The following is a 17,304-nucleotide window of genomic DNA, read 5'->3' as shown; positions in this document are numbered from 1 at the left end:
TCACCCTGTAAGCCAACTTCAAAAGGGGATTCGCCATGAATGTTCAATTATTTATTCCCTGCTTTGTAGACCAATTGTATCCGCAAACAGCCTTTAATATGGTTAAAGTGCTGGAAAAAGCAGGTTGTACCGTAAGTTATAATACCAACCAAACCTGTTGCGGACAGCCCGCTTTTAATGCCGGATTTTGGGATGACGCCCGTGAAGTATGTTCCAAATTCATGAAAGATTTCAGCTCTCCTGATTATATAGTAGCGCCCAGCGCCTCCTGCGTGGGTTTTGTAAGAAATTATTACGCAAAGCTTTTTGAAAATACATCGCAGTTGAATGCGGTAAAGAAGCTGAAGGAAAGGACCTACGAATTCACCGATTTCATGGTAAATGTGTTGAAGGTGGAAAACGTGGGCGCCAGCTTGTATACCAAAGCAACCTACCACGATTCCTGCGCCGGCTTACGTGAATGTAAGATCAAACAGGAACCACGTAAATTATTATCCAACGTAAAAGGGCTTGAACTGGTAGAGATGAACGATGTGGAAACCTGTTGCGGATTTGGCGGTACCTTTGCGGTGAAGTTCGATCCCATTTCCATTGGCATGGCCGATCAGAAAAGCATCAATGCAAAGAACACCGGGGCTGAATGCATTATATCCACCGACCTGTCGTGCCTGATGCACATCGATGGGCATATTCGCAAAAAAGAAATGGGATTACAAACCATGCATATTGCAGATGTGTTAGCGAGTGGATGGTGATTCAATAGGCAATAGACAATTGGCAAAGGAGAGAATGCTTTGTATTTGCTTGCAGCTTGCAGCGTGTAGCTTGCAGCCGCTGAATAAGAGAACATAGCTGTATTAATTAATTAAATGACTTTTTATGGGTATCGCAGACAAACTATTTCAACAAAGAAAAGAGAAAGCGGAAGCTAACCTGAAGGCTGGCAACGACTTTCTGGAAGCGAATAAACAAAAACCCGGCGTTGTGGCTCTGCCCAGCGGGTTGCAGTATGAAGTTATTACTGAAGGCACTGGTGCAAAACCAACAGCTACCAGCAAAGTTACCTGTCATTATCATGGTACGCTCATTGACGGCACCGTATTCGATAGTTCGGTACGCCGCGGCCAGCCGGCAACCTTTGGGTTGAACCAGGTTATCAAAGGCTGGACGGAAGGATTGCAACTAATGGCTACCGGTAGCAAATATCGCTTCTTCCTGCCAGCGCATTTAGCTTATGGCGAACAACAGGTAAGCGCGCAGATCGGCCCTAATAGCACCCTGATATTTGAGGTGGAGTTGTTGGGAGTGAAATAAAGCAGTAGAAATTTATTCTATATGTCAATGCCGCGGTTCTGAAAGGATCGTGGCATTGTTGTTTAGGGAGGATTTTTGTAGTATTGAGGCACGGTATTTCAGTAAGTCAACTAATAATAAACGCAAACCCATTTTCCATGAGTCAGTACGCCGCCTTTGAGAAGTTCTTTAACGCCGAACAAGCAGCCCCTGTACTCGATATTCTGAAAGAGCATAAGATCCCATATGAATTTTTGCAGATCGGTAAAGGGGTTGATCCGTTGATTGCGGGTGAAATGAATAATTATAATTATGAATTAAAAATAGCCCGTAACCAGTTTGAAAATGTAAATCAGCTGCTGCTCGATAAAATACAGATCAACCTGGAAGATGTAGATCCGGATTATTACCTGTTCTCTTTCACCGATAAAGAACTGGTGGATATTCTCAGAAAGCCGGATGAATGGGGCCGGCAGGATTATGTTATCGCCCGTCAGTTATTGGGATCAAGAGGGATCAACTATTCAAATGAAGACCTGGCTTATTTAAAGAATAAAAGAATACAGGTATTGGCCCAGCCAGAAAAGCATGGCTGGATCTATCTCGGTTATCCTTTAAGCGTGATCGGCTGTTTTTTGGGAATCATAGTTGGCCTGGTTTTCTGGAAGTCTACCAAAACCCTGCCTAATGGCAGCAGATACTTTGTTTATGATGAAGCCACCAGAAAACACGGCAAAAACATTTTTTATCTCTCGATCATTGTTACTGCAGTTGTTCTTACTTTTTTCCTGGCAAAGTCCTTTGTAATAGTCAATGAGAACTGGTTTAAATGGTAACTTTCATGTAATCAGTCACATTTCGTATTCTTAATGAACACTTCAGCATCGGCAAAACCTAACTCATAGCTTTTTTTCAGATCAGCACAGGCTTCTGCCTTTTTACCTGCATAGCTATAAGCAATACCGCGATAACAATATACCTCGGCGTTCTTTGGATCGAACGCGAGCGCCTTTGAATAATCATCAATAGCATTTTCATGCTTATTGGTGAACGACCATACGATGCCTCTCCAGGTATACGCATTTTTATTAGGTTTCAGTCGAAGGGAAGTGTTTAGATCAATTACCGCTTCTTCGTACTTTTTTAGTTTCACTTTGGCAAAGCCTCTGAGCGCATACGAATATTCACGGGTAGAATCCATTATAATGGCGGCATCTTGGTCTGTAATGCAACCCTTAAAATCCTTCAGCTGAAATTTAGCTTCAGCCCTTTCACTGTAGGCAGCAGCATCCGGAGCTTTTGAAATAACCTTATTAAAATATTCTATGGCCAGTTTAGCATCTCTTTTTAGGTAATACAGCTTACCATAATAATAATCCAATATGACATTCGAAGGATCAAGCTGTTTTGACTGATCCAGGTCTTTTAAGGCTTCATCTGTCTGACGTAAAAAAATCTTTGCCGCTCCCCGGAACAAATAGGATTTCGCCAGTTCTTCTTTGTTTTCAATTGATTTACTAAACAATTCAACTGCCTTATTAAATTCAAAAGATGAAAATGCTTTGTTTGCCTCCTCATAATAATTCTGACTATAACACAAACTGGAAAACGAACAAATTACAAAAGAAGATAATAAATATTTTTTAATATTTTTCATGCTAACGGATTTACCTACCCATTAACGTAAAAAATACAAATTCCGATACATCTGGCATTGCCAGAAATCAAGAGTTTGATTATATTACGATCTCGTAACATTTGTAAAAATATGAAAGCAATACTTCAACTTATTATCATTACGATCTTTTCAATTCATGTTATTGGGCAAAAAGTAAATGATTCGACCGCTGAAAAACAATCATTAGATAAAGCCACAGCCGCCATACTTTCAAATAGCATCTACTCTCAGTCTTCGAATAAAGAATTCGAGGGTGTAATAACGTATAAAACAACAATCGTTCCTAAGAACAAGCATCTTGACCTAGATGAATTGTACAAAATATTCGGAAAAGAGAGACAGTTTTATTTTAAAGCAGGCAAGTTTAAATGGGTACCCCAAAATGTAAAACTTGAGTACGAAATATATAACCCTGCAATTTACAATTCATTTATTATTGACAAATTCCATACGAGCGACACGCTATTCTATAAGGACATGAGTAAAATCCCTGACAGCGTTATTTCGGTTAAAAAATCTAAGCAATTGACAATTTTAAATATCCCTTGTAGTTCAGCCATTTTTACAGTAACAAATGAAAGAGAACCGAACTCCAAATTGTTCAGGACAATATACTATCCAACAGATAGTTTAAAGTACGTCAATTCATACTTTGACAATTTTAAGGCAATGGGCCAGGGTTTTATAGCCAGATATACCAATGCGATACCATTGCGAATGGAACTGGATAGTAAAGAACAGCCATTTTCAATTATATATGAAGCAACTAACATTCAATGGAAAGAGCTTGCAGATAGTGAGTTTCTAGTTGACGAGAAGCTGCCTGTAAAGAAATAAACAATACACAAAAAAAGGCCTTGATAAAGTCAAAATACATATCTGATATTTTAGAACTTTTACTTGACGGAGATATCGACGGACTTTCTGCTAAACAACAATTACCTTTTATTACTGAAGACGACTTCGAATATACAGGAGGTGGACTTTTTGTTAGATTCTCGTATTCTAACAAAATAATTAATTATAAAGTCCTTAATCCTGACTTGATTTTAAATGGAGTAAAAATTCAAACGACTGAGTTTCCAATTGAGGCGGATGCCACATTATTTTTCAGGAACGGTTTAATAAACCACCTGGAAATTTGGTGTTACTTAGGGGATTATCCCAAACAAGATTTGACAAAATATACTTTGACTCAAATTTGGGAGAACTCGAATGGTAAAATTATAACGACAGAGTATTGACAAAGATGACAGAACAACTTTATATATTATTTTGTGAAAGTCCAGTTCAAGCAAACAAAGTTGACGAAGACTTTGAAGACCAATTCATTTCTGCAAAAGAAAACGGCTTCGAGACACTTCTGGTTAACTTTGATGACTTGACAAGTATCGACAAGTTTTCAATTGCTACAAAACGAATAAAGCCAGTTGATAAATTATCAACAGTAATCTATAGAGGTTGGATGCTGACACCAAAGCAGTATTCTATACTATACAACGACCTATTATCGAAAAACTATAAACTCATTAACAACATTGCGGAATATCAAAATTGTCATTACTTACCAGACAGTTTAAAATTTATTGAAAATGTAACACCCAAAACTGTATTTCAAAAGTTTGACAATGAAAACGCTATTGACCTACTAATTGAAAATTCAAAAGTATTTGGGCAAAAATCTGTAATTCTGAAGGATTATGTTAAATCAGAAAAACATGATTGGGAAACTGCCTGTTATGTAGAAAATGCTTCAAACATTGACAACCTGAAACAGAAGATTGATAACCTCATAAAACTTCGGGACAAATATTTAAACGAGGGAATTGTTGTAAGAGAATTTGTAGAATTAAACTATTTAACAATACACTCAAAAAGTGGAATGCCCTTGACAGAAGAATATCGTTTATTCTTTTGCAATAAAAAATTGGTGGGCATCTACAATTATTGGGAAGAAGGAGAATATAATCTTACTAAGCCTGACATTACAGAATTTGAACAAATTGCCACCCGAGTTGAAAGTAAATTTTTTAGTATGGACATTGCAAGACAAAAAAATGGAGCACTAATTATAATTGAACTTGGAGACGGGCAAGTGGCAGGACTTCCTGACAAAACAGATATAAATGAATTTTACAAACAATTAAAAATTTGCTGTTGCTAACATTTATGGGGACTCACTGAAACATCAAGCACAAACTTTATGGAATTAGCAAATAAGTTAGAACAACTAATAAACGAGTACTTATGTGAGAGTGACGAGAAAAGCATTCAACATATTCTTTTCTCTATACCTGAACACAAAGGGCTTTTTTATATACTTGACTCATTCAAGTTGAATTTAAAAAGTTCAAAACCCTTATCACTTTCTATCCTCTTTACATTTAACCATAACACCAGGCAGGGAAAATTCATGGTTGATAAAATAACCAGAACAAATTGTTTTGATGGTTTTGATGTTATTAAAAATAGAAGAAATTTAATGTATTCTAAGGATTTTGGCAATAACAAACCAAAGATCATCGAAATGGCAAAACACATTATTAGCTCTTTGTTTCCAGAGGTTAACACAAATGCTATTGGTGTAGAATTAAAAAGAATCGAAGGTTGGCATAGACTCGAAGGACAAAATATCAAATAATATTCAAATTGACTGACGGAATTCCAAATTATGAAGACTACCATAAAAACGATATTGATCTTTACCATTGTACTGACCTCATGTGACAGCATAAGAAGAACTGTTATTGAATCATATCGGTATGAAATGTATATTGACTTTAAAAACATTTCCTATCAGGGGCAAAACAGCATGCAAAAAATCTATCTTGAAGTTGATTCCACTAAAGGAATGTGGTTTTATGGGAAATTAATTATCAACTATAAAGACACAGTTCCAATTGAAGGATTTGAAAAAGGAAATCATTATGTAACAACATACAAACCATTTGGATCTGAACGCTATGGTGGACTTGAAATTTGGGGCCAGGGTAAAATGGGGCAAATAAGGGATAGCTTAACTATAGAAAACCATTACTCAACGGGAATAATTAAAGAGAAAACGACATTATACCGAAAACCAAGACTAATTTGCCACTAAATTTAATCCGCAAACGTTTTATGCCATTTTAAAGACACACTTAAAACCAATGCGATATAATTTACCCACCACTAAAACCAGTTTGAGCATTAGAGTTGCCAACCGCACACACTTATCCTGTTTGCATTAATGAAGATGAAATTAAGAAACGTATTAAATACCGAGGTCCTTATTTGAACCAAAATACCAGGACTTTGAAGGCTCTGGCATTCCGCCGAATTCAGCGTATTCGCTAAAAGAACACCGCCAGCTTCATCCGTGCAAAAAACGGCGTGCCCGGAGTAAAATGAATTTCAGAAACGGGATCGGGCTCATCTTTCAGCCGCGACCCGGTATCGAACTGCGTTTCATTCCATTTAACATTGAACAGGTTTTCAATGGCCAGTCCAATCTCATATTTCTTTTTGGTATAATTCACTGACAGATCAGTCACGGTATAACCTTTAGCAACAACTGAGTTATCTTCATTAGCGGGTCGGTCGCCCATAAACCGGTAACGCAAGCTGCCATTCAATCCATTCTTCAATTGCCAGTTCAAACCGCCGGTGCTGGTAAAATTCGGCGCCAGGGGAATATAATTTTCGCCTTTGGGATCCTCTACACTGCGCGGTTTGGCCAGGTTCACATTGGCATCGGCAAATAACCAGGTATTGAATTGATAACGCGCCGAAAGATCAATTCCAATACGTCTTGTCTTTCCACTGGGTTCCACCACGCCTTCATCGCCTACATACACAAATTCCTGCTTCAGGTACAAATACCAGGCGGCTACATTCACCAACAGGTTGCGCGTGGGCTTTAACAGTACACCAAGGTCAGCGCCATATGCTGCGGGTAGAATATCATAACCACGGTTGAATACCACTACGCGTGCATCATTGGAATGAAATCCTTTACCTGTTTTCAGGTATAACTGCGTTTTTGTATTGAGCGTGTATTGAATATTCAGCTTGGGACTTACAATTACTTTTTGTTGGTCAGGCAATTGATCGGTTGTCAGTTTATCGTAGTAATGAAAATTAAGATAGTCAATACGGGCGCCTATATTGAAACGCCACCGGTCCTTTTCTATGCTTTCATCGGCATAAGCGAATGCGTTCGTCTCACGAATGTTGCCCAGTTGTTTATATTCCAGTACCGTGTTGCGGTCAATCGTATGCGATAGTTCGGTATTCCTTGTTTGATCGAGCCGGAACCCGGTCCCATATACAGATTGTAAGTTCCAATTGCCGAGATTCGTTTCGTGAGAGAATTTGGAATGATAGCCAAATATATTCCTCGCTTCCCGCTGACGGATCTGATCGCCATTAACGGGATCGTTTAAGAAGAACGTGAAATTGGAATGCAGGTTAAAATTGTAATTGCTATAATAGGCCTGGTTTTCCCAGGTAGCATTGGGTGAAACATAACTGGTGAGTTGGGCGCTGACATTGGTGCGGGTGGTATAACCGCCTTCGGTATTATCAATATACCCAAACCGGCCGATCAATCCGCTTTTCACCGCACGCTCTGGTATTTGGCCAGATGCATCCCAATCGCTGCTCAGGGTAGATGCGATCAAAGTGAGTTTATTGGAGTTGCCAATATGTGTATTCAGTTTTCCAAATAAATTAAAGCGTTTGAAGTGTTGCGCCGATTCAAATGGGCCATCAGAATACAAAAATTCACTGGCAACATAGGCATTGGTGCCTTTTTGTTTTTGGCGGTCGCTCAACAAGTCGATCATCGCCAGTCCGCGCATCGTATTAAACTGTCCGCCTTCTAATTTTACCGTGCTTTTATCGAGACTGTTGACCGTATTCATGCTTACATAACCCGCTGTGCCCAGGTTGCCGTATTGCGTGTAATAAGGGCCTTTGCCATAATCTACGCTGCCGGTTAATTCGGGAATAAGAAAATGCAGATCGGCATAGCCTTGTCCATGCGCATGTGAAACCATATTCACAGGTAACCCGTCTACAGTTACGTTGATGTCGGTACCGTGGTCAATATCAAATCCACGTAAAAATATTTGCTCCGCTTTACCACCGCCCTGGTGCTGACCAATGAACAATCCGGGCACTGTTCTTAAAATATCCTGCGCCGAACGAACGGGTTGCAGGTTCAGATCAATTTTACTGATGGTATGAAAAGATGCTGCCGTTGATTGTGGGGTGATCACGACTTCCTGCAAATTCACCGGGCCTTTTTCCATTTCAACCACAATAGCCGTACGGTCATCAGTTTTTATTTCTTTGGTAACAAAACCTATAAAGGAAATGACCAGCGCCGCATCGCTTTGATCTGTTGCGGTTTTATTTAATGTGAAATACCCTTGCTTATTGGTCACCACGCCTTGCGTATTATTGCTCCAGCGTACATATGCCAACTCCAATGGTTCTTTACTGTTCTTGTCTACAACCCGTCCCTGTATCGTGTTCTGACTCCAGGCCACCAGGGCTAAGCAGCAAATAAAAGCAGTTGTGAAAATCTTTTTCATTGTGGGTTACAGGGCTTTTAATGATTCTTTGATCTCATGGCTAACAACCGGTCCTAATTCAAACGAACTTTCCTGCGCGGCTTTTAAATATTTCCGGGCCATCTTTTTTTCACCACCGGCCTGGTATATTTTACCCAGGTAGAACAAGGCATCTGGTTCAAAACATTTATTGGCCACATGTAACCGGGCTGTTTCCATGGCCTTTTGCACATCTCCATTCTTACAATACGCCCAGGCCAGCCAACTGAATGCTTCGGGCGTTGGCCGATGCGCTACTTCCGCTTGTGCGATCTGCAAACTGCGGCCGGCGTTGTTGCGTTCATCCGCTTCAATAGAAAACAGATATTTATTATACATGCCGCCATACAATTCATTTTGCGTAGTGGCCATGAATGCATCTATATGTTGTTTATATCTAATACTATCCTGCTCCAACCCGGCCATTTGCGAAAGTAATAATTGATAATCAGGAATGGGATGCCGTTGCTGTAAATACGCCACAATTTTCCGGGCATTCGCCACATCTTTATCGTGCGAAAAGGCCAGCCAGGCAATTCCTTTCAGGGCATGGTAATAATGCGGGTCTTTTGCCAGTACCTCCAGGTAGCATTCATACGATTCGCGATAGCGGTTGGCATGGCCGTAAAAATCACCCAGGTTCGATTTGATCCACAGATAAAGGGCAGGAGTGGGGTTGTCTTTTATTTTGTCCCAGGCTTTCTCCATTAAAAGAATAGCTGCATCCAGGTCCCCTTCCACCTGGTCCTTATATTTTGCTTCACGTATCAGGTAATCAAAACTGTTTTTATCGGCCAGGCTATTCAATGCTTTGCGCGCCCGGTACCTGTTGCCCAGCTCCATGGCTACATCAAATTCCATAAGCACAGAAATGTATTTATCATCGCCTAAGGCAAGGGCGGAATCAATATATAATTGAGCTTGCAAAAAGCGATGTTGCGTAATACAATTGGCAGCCAGCGAACGAAAAGTACCTGAGCTGCTAGTGTGGTTTAAATAATTTACGGTACGATACAGACTGTCGGCCATATGAACCTCTGTTATATCGCCTGAATATCCAAAACGTCTGGTAAGCAATCCGGCGATCTTTGATTCAGCAACCATATCGCCCGGCGTCTTCGTCAATTTGTTCTTCCAGAAAAACAGTTCTGTATCTATCTGCTGCAATTGCGTATTGGGGGGTGACTGCAAGTATGCAGCATAGTCTTTGGGATTGGTGACAGGCGATTGTTCACAACCAGTGAATGTAAATAGAACAATAAATAGAAAAGGAAATAGCTTTTTCATGTGGTGTGTTTTTGAAGCAAGAAGTAGGAAGCGTGTCACGGTTTGGAACCGTGGCACGCTTCTGGTATCAATGCGGATTCGCCAAATAAGGGAATGCCGTTAGAAAAGCTTTGTCATTGGCATTTACCTTATCGCTGGTCAGGCCCGGGTTAGAAGTACCGGTTGGACCGCCAAAGATCAATGTCAGTTCAACGTCAATAACGTCATCTGCCAGCGCGCGGCCGGTAAGTACGTTAGTTCCATCGTAAAATGAAGTAGGCGCTGTAGTGGATGCGTTCAGTACATCTGTTACCAGTACGCCGGTGAACTGATCGGCATTTAAACCCAGCAGGTTGGTGGTATAGCCAGGATTCAACGCCATTAATCTTGATTTGAATTTACTGCCGAACAAACCATTCATGGCTGAAGGCGTTGTTGTGTTAAAAACATCTTTATCAGATGCGGAAACAAATACCGTATTGATTGCAGGACGCGCCATCTGGTCCTGGGTTTGATAATACACAGGTGTATTGTTTTTGTCGTCGTCCTTATCACAACCAACGAATGCAAACACCCCTACTGCGATCAGCAATGTTTTAATTGAATATATTTTCATAAAAATTACTTTTTAGAATCTTGAGAGTTATGTGATATAACATGGGTTAATAAGTTATTGAGTTTGTAAGTTATTAAGTTGGAAGAATGGAAGAGAACTCAAGAACTCAAGAACTAAATAACTAACAAACTAGGCCTTCTTCTTCGTTTCCAGCCAAACATTCAGCTTTCCATTAGATGCATTCAGCATCGATTTCGGCACTTCCACTACAAGGCTTAACACGTTGGTGCCTGCAAATGCATCAGAACCCGGGTTGTTGAAACCGGTAGCAGTTCCGGCAATGATCTTTTTAAATTGATTTAAATCGAAGAAGAAAGGATCGTCGCGCGGGCCGGCAAATACTTTCAGGCCACCGCCGGTACCAATGTTAGCAGCAGAACCATACGGTGTAACGGCAACTTCAGCCATTAGGGAACCTTCCAGTTTACTGCGGTTACCAGTTTCCGATGGTTTAACAGGCCCGTATACTTTCATCTTGCCATTGTTGTAAATACCCTGGATCACGAGGTCTTCAACATTATCATTGTTATTGTCAATATTGAACTCAATAAGGGTGTTGGCATCGAATTGAGCAGCGCCAGTGGCAGAAGGAGCCAGCAATCCCTGGGTATTGGCAACAAATACCAGGTTGTTTACATCCTGTCCTCTGAATACATACACATCGGTAATGTCTGTTGTTTGATTAGTAACAGCGGGAGAGTCGATATGGTCGGCTGCATATACGAGGCCGCCTACCGTAATGCCTGCTATAGCCAAGCCAGCCAGCAGCATTTTTTTCTTTTTCATGTTTACATTTTTTAGTGATGATAAAAGTGGTAAGTGATTTATTATATCTACGGTAGAAGGGAACCGTTAGATTTAATATTTATGATTTTTTAAAAGTTTTCTTAAAACAAAATGCCACGCCGGGCGGCGTGGCACACACTTATTATATGCAAAAACAGAAGGCCGGCAAAAGCCAGCCTTCGCAATGAGCCTTAGCTCCTGGGTAACACCACATGATCAATTACATGAATAATTCCATTGCTTTGATAAACGTTCTTGATGGTAACTGTAGCCATACCACCTTTTTCATCTGTCAGCATAATATTATCACCCTTCATAGAGGCCCACAGCGTACCACCGGCAACTGTTTTCAATTCAGCTTTACCTTTTCCTGCTTTTATTAAGCGCGATAACTCTTTTGCATCGAGTTTGCCGGCTACTACGTGATAGGTAAGGATGGTAGTGAGGGTAGGTTTGTTCTCTGGTTTCAGCAGGGTTTCTACAGTTCCTTTGGGCAACATGTCAAATGCCTCATTGGTAGGCGCGAATACGGTAAACGGACCAGGTGTTTGCAATGTTTCAACCAAACCGGCCGCTTTTACAGCCGCTACCAGCGTGGTATGATCTTTTGAATTCACTGCATTTTGTACAATATTTTTAGAAGGATACATGGGGGCGCCACCCACATCAACCGTTTTCTCCTGTGCAAACGACACATTCATTAATAAAGCGGCGGCAACCAGCATAGCAAAACTTTTAACCGATTTCATAACAATGGTTTTAATAAAAGTGATTAGGTAAATAATGTATTTTCAGTGTTTATTGATCATGTACCGGTAAGGATCTCTTTTAAATACGTGGGTTGGATGAGTTCAGATTTATCAATTGAAAAAATAATTGTAAGACGGTGGGCTGTTCCAGGTTGCAGGTTGCAATGTTATTGAGAACTTACTGATCTTTACCCTGAACCCTGTAACTTGTAACTGTTTTCCGTTTGCCGCCTGCAACATTTTTATTACCTTGCCCGCCTAATAAAACGTTCATGGCATACTGGCTGGTGAAATCAGAACCTTCTGTTTATTCCTGGGAACAATTTGAAAAAGACAAACAGACCTTTTGGGATGGCGTTCGCAATTATGCCGCCCGCAACCACCTGAAGGCAATGAAAAAAGGCGAGGAGGTATTATATTATCACAGCAACGAAGGTTTGGAGATCGTAGGTATTGCCAAAATAGTAAAAGAAGCTTACCAGGACCCTTCCACTGATGATGACCGCTGGGTGGCGGTTGATCTGAAGCCATATAAAAAATTAGCGCACCCCGTCTCCTTAAGCGCCATAAAGAAAGACAAACGGCTTGCCAGCATGGCGCTGGTTCGCATTAGCCAGCTATCGGTTCAACCCGTTACCGATGAAGAATGGAATGCGATCATGGAATTAGCCGGTGGTAAATAAAAAGTAACTCGATCGAAAAATAATACAGGCTAGTGGTAGGTAGCGAGTGGCGAGCAGGAGCCCCTACTAGCTACTTACTACTCACTACTAGCTTTCTTTAACAATTCATTGAGGTTACCTTTTCAGGCATAGAGTAATTAATCATTACATCTATACCTAAACTTATTGCCATGCCAGTACAAATTCCAAATCACAAACTCCCAAACCAAACTTCAGAAGCCAAAAACAAATTTCAAAACCCAAAAACTCAGAACTCAGAACTAAGAACTAAGTACTAAGTACAAAAAACCAAGAACTCAGAACTTTCTTTATGTAATTTCTCTCTCCCCGCATCTTACCAATACTCCTGACTGAAAAATTTGACATTGGGCTATTGCCATTTCAAATTTTCAAATTGGTACATTTTCAAATTATAAACACATAGTCATGAAATTTTTATGCAAACTGGTGGCAGCATTGCTGCTGTGGCTCTTTATTGCCTGTAACAATCATACCAGTCAATCATCAAAAACTGCAGATACCGAAGTAACCGCTGATATGGTATTAACTCCCGTACCTGTCCTCCAGGAAAGCTTGCAACCATCGGCTGTAGGCACTACCCAATTCACTCCGCCTGTCGCTGATAAAGACGAAGATGCAAGAAAAGCGGATGAAGAAAAATCCTTCAACACCGAAGACTACGATCATATCATTGAAAATAAATTCCTGGCGGCCACGCAAAATCCCTTATCTACTTTTTCAATAGATGTAGATGAAGCGGCTTATAGTAACATCCGCCGCTATATTAATAATGGCAGCATTCCTCCGGCCGGCGCCGTGCGCATTGAAGAAATGATCAATTATTTCGATTATACGTATCCGCAACCACAGAACGACGATCCCTTCTCCGTTAATACCGAACTGTCTGAATGTCCCTGGAGCCCGCAACACCGCCTGGTCCATATCGGTTTGCAGGGTAAAGAAATTCCGGTAAAAAATCTGCCTAACGCCAACATCGTATTTCTGATAGATGTTTCCGGTTCTATGGAAGAACCCAACAAACTGCCCCTGGTTAAATCGTCTATGAAATTATTGGCCGATCAACTACGTCCCGATGATAAAGTAGCGATCGTTGTGTATGCAGGTAACGCAGGATTAGTGTTGCCTTCTACCAGCGGTACTAATACCACAGCCATTAAAGAAGCCATCGATCAATTGCAGGCAGGTGGTTCTACCGCCGGTGGCGAAGGCATTCAACTTGCTTATAAAGTTGCCCGGGAAAATTTTATCAAAGGTGGTAATAACCGCATCATCCTGGCAACCGACGGTGATTTTAATGTAGGTGTCAGCAGTGATGATGAACTGGTTTCTTTAATTGAAAAAGAAAGAAAAAGCGGCATTTTCCTGAGTGTATTGGGTTATGGCATGGGTAATTACAAGGATAATAAAATGCAGCAACTGGCCGATAAAGGAAACGGCAACCATTCGTATATCGACAATATCAATGAAGCAAGAAAAGTATTGGTATCGGAATTTGCCAGCACCCTGTTCACCATTGCCAAGGATGTAAAGATCCAGATTGAATTTAATCCGGCAAAAGTGCAGGCCTACCGCCTCATTGGGTATGAAAACCGGGTATTAGCGGCCGAAGATTTTAATGATGATAAAAAAGATGCCGGCGAACTGGGTTCCGGCCATACCGTAACGGCCTTATATGAAGTGATCCCGGTGGGTGTAAAAAGCGAATTCATTGGCACTGTTGATCCACTTAAATACCAGCCCGCAAAAGCCGCCGCCACTGCCAGCGGTGGAGATGAATTAATGACCATCAAATTACGCTATAAAAAACCTGAAGGCGATACCAGCAAATTGATCACACATCCGGTGACCGATACACATCTCGCCCTGGCCAGTACCTCAGAGAACTTTCGGTTCTCCGCTGCCGTGGCTTCCTTCGGCATGTTGTTACGTAATTCTGAATTTAAACAAAACGCTTCTTTCGCTCAGGTAGTATCCCTGGCGAAAGGCGCAAAAGGAACTGATGCAAATGGATATCGCCAGGAATTTATCAATCTCGTTCAGGCGGCAGGTTCATTGGTAGCAAAAAAGTAGTATTCTAAATAGGGGTTCATTTACGTGGGTCCTTCTTCGTGAAGGGCTCACTTTTTTTATCAAGTAGCTTGATGCTGCTAGCTGGTCCCCGAATTAAAACCCTGCTAGCCACTCGCTACTAACCACTCGCTTTTTCCTATATTTGGCTTATGAGCAAGAAGAAGATCGTAGTATTGACCGGCGCCGGGATAAGCGCCGAAAGCGGACTAAAAACATTTCGCGACAGTGATGGTTTATGGGAAGGGTACGATGTACGGGAAGTGGCTACCCCAGGCGCCTGGAAAAAGAATCCGGCCCTGGTGCTGGAGTTTTATAACCAGCGGCGCAAAAATGTGCTCGACGCACAACCCAATGCGGCCCATATCGGGTTAGCGAAACTGCAGGATGATTTTGATGTAACGATCATCACCCAGAATATCGACGACCTGCACGAACGCGCCGGTTCTAAAAAGATCTTGCATTTGCATGGTGAGATCTTAAAGATGCGCAGTGAACGGAACTACTCGCTCGTATACGATATTCGCGGCGACATAAACCTGGGCGATAAAGCCCCTGATGGCGCGCAATTGCGCCCGCATATTGTTTGGTTTGAGGAAGAAGTGCCCATGATCGAAAAAGCCATCCCCGTTGTGCTCAGCGCCGATATTTTCGTGGTGGTAGGCACTTCCCTGGTAGTATATCCTGCTGCCGGCCTGGTTAATTATGCGCCAATAGAAATACCCAAATATGTTATCGACAAGCAAATTCCCTATGCCGGAGTTAACAATGTAACCAATATCGAAAAACCGGCTACGCTTGGGGTACAGGAGTTAATTTCTTTATTAAAAAGCTAAAACAGCACGGGCAACTTTCCCCTGCCTATGGTATGGTGGTATCGTTTTCTTCAAAGTGGAAGTTGTTCTTTCCCAGTTCCAGTAAAACCGGTTCATAAACAGATGACATAACGGGAATGTGCAAACCGGTTTCGCGGATGTTTCCCAGCAGAATTTGTTTGGCCGCAATGCCCAATGGCAATCCCACTGCTTTTGCCATAGCGGTGTGCACATAGTCTTCGCCTTTAATCACCAGGCTGCTGCTGGCAATGTGTTGCTGCCCTTCCAGTTCGTACCCGATCTCCTGTTGCAGCACCACCATGTCTTTGTCGGCCGGTTGCAATAACAGTTTTTGTTCCATGGCAAATTGTAAGATCTCCGCCGCACTGCATTCGCCTTTGTTTATCAGGGTTTGGTCATCATCAAGGCCTAAAAAGAAAAGCTGTTTCATCGACAGGTTGGCTTCGTGCATTTGTCCGGCTACCGTAGCGGCCGCCTGGGTTTTAATGGAATCCAGGTTCACATCCATTAATTCTCCTTTATTGTCGACCATCATAAATTCCTGCAAGGCTTTTCTTTCATCTTCATTGGCTTCCTGTTCGACTTCCAGCAATTGCTGCAGCTTTTCAAGCAATTGTTTGGTTTGTGCAAACCGTGCCGTCAATTGCTTTTCTATCCATTCGCCAAAACCATGCGCGGCAAAATGTTCCTGGAAGAACTGTTGCAACGTTAGTCCATCAGTATGGTATTGCCTGGTGGCATCCGTCAATTTTAGTTCTACCACATTTTTCCAGCCAAAACAAAACTCGGGATAACGCAGGGTGCTGCGGATAAACGTGGGCACTTCATGCAATCCGTACAGCGGCATATAATGCAGTGAATCGTGGTTGGGATACCAGGCCAGAAAGCCGAGGTCGGGAATAAGAATAACCCGGTTGGGATCGAAAAGCTGATCGTATGGCAACTGGCAAATGGCGCCGTTCTCCTTAAACACCGCGCCATCCTTACCGGCCAGCACTACATTGTGCGGGTTCCAGGTCATTTTAAAATGCCAGGGATTATCATCGCTTTCGGGCGATATCAATCCGCCGCCATGCGATTTGAACGAAGTAATGGTTCCGCCATTGGCTTTAATGCGATGAATTTGGTGCATGGCGTTCATATGGTCAATGCCGGGAATGAATCCCATTTCACAAAGGAATAATAAACCTTGTTGTTTAATGGATGCATGCAAAGCAGCTATTGATTCATCAATGTATGAAGGAGAGAGTAAATTCTTTTTATACTGCAGGCAATCGGTTGCAATTAAAAGGTGCAGGGTAGGGGGCAACAGGGAAATTACAATATCAGCGGCAGCAATTAATTGATGGCGGTCAGTTTCATTATCTGGTTGTAAAACCACAGAATGTATAACGTTGCCCGATGGAAACAGCGTTGGAGCAGGCGTGATGTCAGCAACAGTGATATACCAGTTGTTGGCTGCAGCTTCTTTTACAAGGTAGTCGATCAATAAGGTTGACGACTTCCCCGCCCCAAACACTAAAATGTACTTCATGAAAAAGTAATATGAGTGTAAGTTACTGAGAATACAGTTTCAATCTGCAAGCTAAAGACATTGCTGCAATGGTTACCGGTTACCAGGTTCCGGTTACCGGGCAAAAAATTCGGAGTCCCCGACTATTTGTAGAGAGATCGAAATTCAAGAGCTGGCAACCGGTAACAATAAAAAAAGC

18 protein-coding genes are annotated in these 17,304 nt (G+C 41.7%); 11 read left to right on the top strand and 7 right to left on the bottom strand.

Annotation, left to right across the window (positions count from 1 at the left end; all coding sequences use genetic code 11):
- The first annotated feature begins 35 nt into the window (after positions 1-35).
- The 3 genes from FAM09_RS15305 to FAM09_RS15295 all read left to right on the top strand — a co-directional run bounded on the left by FAM09_RS15305 (position 36) and on the right by FAM09_RS15295 (position 2,129).
- Positions 36-755: a (Fe-S)-binding protein gene (locus tag FAM09_RS15305; protein ID WP_136578005.1), complete on the top strand. Its 720-nt coding sequence runs from the start codon at positions 36-38 to the stop codon at positions 753-755.
- A 124-nt stretch (positions 756-879) separates the two neighbouring features.
- Entirely contained in the window at positions 880-1,314 is a 435-nt protein-coding gene (locus FAM09_RS15300; RefSeq protein ID WP_136578004.1) for an FKBP-type peptidyl-prolyl cis-trans isomerase, read from the top strand.
- Between the two features lie 137 nt (positions 1,315-1,451).
- Complete coding sequence (locus tag FAM09_RS15295) at positions 1,452-2,129, top strand: hypothetical protein (RefSeq protein WP_136578003.1); 678 nt, start codon at positions 1,452-1,454, stop codon at positions 2,127-2,129.
- Positions 2,130-2,140: 11 nt separating this feature from the next.
- Here FAM09_RS15295 and FAM09_RS15290 read toward each other — a convergent pair whose 3' ends face one another.
- Entirely contained in the window at positions 2,141-2,950 is an 810-nt protein-coding gene (locus FAM09_RS15290) for a tetratricopeptide repeat protein (RefSeq protein WP_136578002.1), read from the bottom strand.
- A gap of 111 nt (positions 2,951-3,061) precedes the next feature.
- Here FAM09_RS15290 and FAM09_RS15285 point away from each other — a divergent pair, with 111 nt between their 5' ends.
- Genes FAM09_RS15285 through FAM09_RS15265 form a run of 5 tightly spaced genes read left to right on the top strand, consistent with a single transcriptional unit; the run spans position 3,062 to position 6,071 of the window.
- A complete protein-coding gene (locus FAM09_RS15285) occupies positions 3,062-3,808 on the top strand; it encodes a hypothetical protein (RefSeq protein ID WP_136578001.1) in 747 nt (248 codons plus the stop codon).
- A 20-nt stretch (positions 3,809-3,828) separates the two neighbouring features.
- A complete protein-coding gene (locus tag FAM09_RS15280; RefSeq protein ID WP_136578000.1) occupies positions 3,829-4,215 on the top strand; it encodes a hypothetical protein in 387 nt (128 codons plus the stop codon).
- Between the two features lie 5 nt (positions 4,216-4,220).
- Positions 4,221-5,135: an ATP-grasp domain-containing protein gene (locus tag FAM09_RS15275; RefSeq protein WP_136578460.1), complete on the top strand. Its 915-nt coding sequence runs from the start codon at positions 4,221-4,223 to the stop codon at positions 5,133-5,135.
- A gap of 39 nt (positions 5,136-5,174) precedes the next feature.
- The gene (locus tag FAM09_RS15270; protein ID WP_136577999.1) at positions 5,175-5,612 is read left to right on the top strand and encodes a hypothetical protein; all 438 of its coding nucleotides are present in this window, start codon (positions 5,175-5,177) and stop codon (positions 5,610-5,612) included.
- Between the two features lie 30 nt (positions 5,613-5,642).
- Positions 5,643-6,071 carry a hypothetical protein gene (locus FAM09_RS15265; protein ID WP_136577998.1) on the top strand — a complete coding sequence of 143 codons (429 nt, stop codon included), beginning with the start codon at positions 5,643-5,645 and terminating at the stop codon, positions 6,069-6,071.
- 232 nt (positions 6,072-6,303) lie between these two features.
- On the opposite strand, the gene FAM09_RS15260 is transcribed toward FAM09_RS15265, so the two are convergent.
- From FAM09_RS15260 to FAM09_RS15240, 5 genes are all read right to left on the bottom strand, one after another.
- Positions 6,304-8,550 carry a TonB-dependent receptor gene (locus FAM09_RS15260; protein WP_136577997.1) on the bottom strand — a complete coding sequence of 749 codons (2,247 nt, stop codon included), beginning with the start codon at positions 8,548-8,550 and terminating at the stop codon, positions 6,304-6,306.
- Positions 8,551-8,556: 6 nt separating this feature from the next.
- Positions 8,557-9,855, bottom strand: a complete 1,299-nt coding sequence (locus tag FAM09_RS15255) for a tetratricopeptide repeat protein (RefSeq protein WP_136577996.1) — start codon at positions 9,853-9,855, stop codon at positions 8,557-8,559.
- A 67-nt stretch (positions 9,856-9,922) separates the two neighbouring features.
- A complete protein-coding gene (locus FAM09_RS15250) occupies positions 9,923-10,450 on the bottom strand; it encodes a DUF4331 family protein (protein ID WP_136577995.1) in 528 nt (175 codons plus the stop codon).
- Between the two features lie 129 nt (positions 10,451-10,579).
- Positions 10,580-11,236 (bottom strand): DUF4331 family protein, encoded by a 657-nt coding sequence (locus FAM09_RS15245; RefSeq protein WP_136577994.1) that lies wholly within the window; start codon positions 11,234-11,236, stop codon positions 10,580-10,582.
- Positions 11,237-11,427: 191 nt separating this feature from the next.
- Positions 11,428-11,985, bottom strand: coding sequence for a fasciclin domain-containing protein (locus tag FAM09_RS15240; RefSeq protein ID WP_136577993.1), 558 nt, complete (start codon positions 11,983-11,985; stop codon positions 11,428-11,430).
- 272 nt (positions 11,986-12,257) lie between these two features.
- Between FAM09_RS15240 and FAM09_RS15235 the strand changes: the two genes are divergently transcribed.
- The 3 genes from FAM09_RS15235 (at position 12,258) to FAM09_RS15225 (ending at position 15,592) form a co-directional block, all read left to right on the top strand.
- Positions 12,258-12,668 carry an EVE domain-containing protein gene (locus tag FAM09_RS15235; RefSeq protein WP_136577992.1) on the top strand — a complete coding sequence of 137 codons (411 nt, stop codon included), beginning with the start codon at positions 12,258-12,260 and terminating at the stop codon, positions 12,666-12,668.
- A gap of 426 nt (positions 12,669-13,094) precedes the next feature.
- On the top strand, positions 13,095-14,759 hold the full coding sequence (locus tag FAM09_RS15230; RefSeq protein ID WP_136577991.1) for a vWA domain-containing protein: 1,665 nt from the start codon (positions 13,095-13,097) through the stop codon (positions 14,757-14,759).
- 149 nt (positions 14,760-14,908) lie between these two features.
- Positions 14,909-15,592, top strand: coding sequence for an SIR2 family NAD-dependent protein deacylase (locus FAM09_RS15225; RefSeq protein ID WP_136577990.1), 684 nt, complete (start codon positions 14,909-14,911; stop codon positions 15,590-15,592).
- A gap of 25 nt (positions 15,593-15,617) precedes the next feature.
- Here the strand turns inward: FAM09_RS15225 and FAM09_RS15220 are convergent, their stop codons facing one another.
- Positions 15,618-17,126 (bottom strand): saccharopine dehydrogenase C-terminal domain-containing protein, encoded by a 1,509-nt coding sequence (locus FAM09_RS15220; RefSeq protein ID WP_136577989.1) that lies wholly within the window; start codon positions 17,124-17,126, stop codon positions 15,618-15,620.
- Between the last annotated feature and the right edge of the window lie 178 nt (positions 17,127-17,304).

The sequence above is a fragment of the Niastella caeni genome, assembly GCF_004834005.1.
GTDB lineage: Bacteria > Bacteroidota > Bacteroidia > Chitinophagales > Chitinophagaceae > Niastella > Niastella caeni.
The sequence above is the reverse complement of the archived record's forward strand: the minus strand, read 5'-3'. Positions and strand labels throughout refer to the sequence as shown.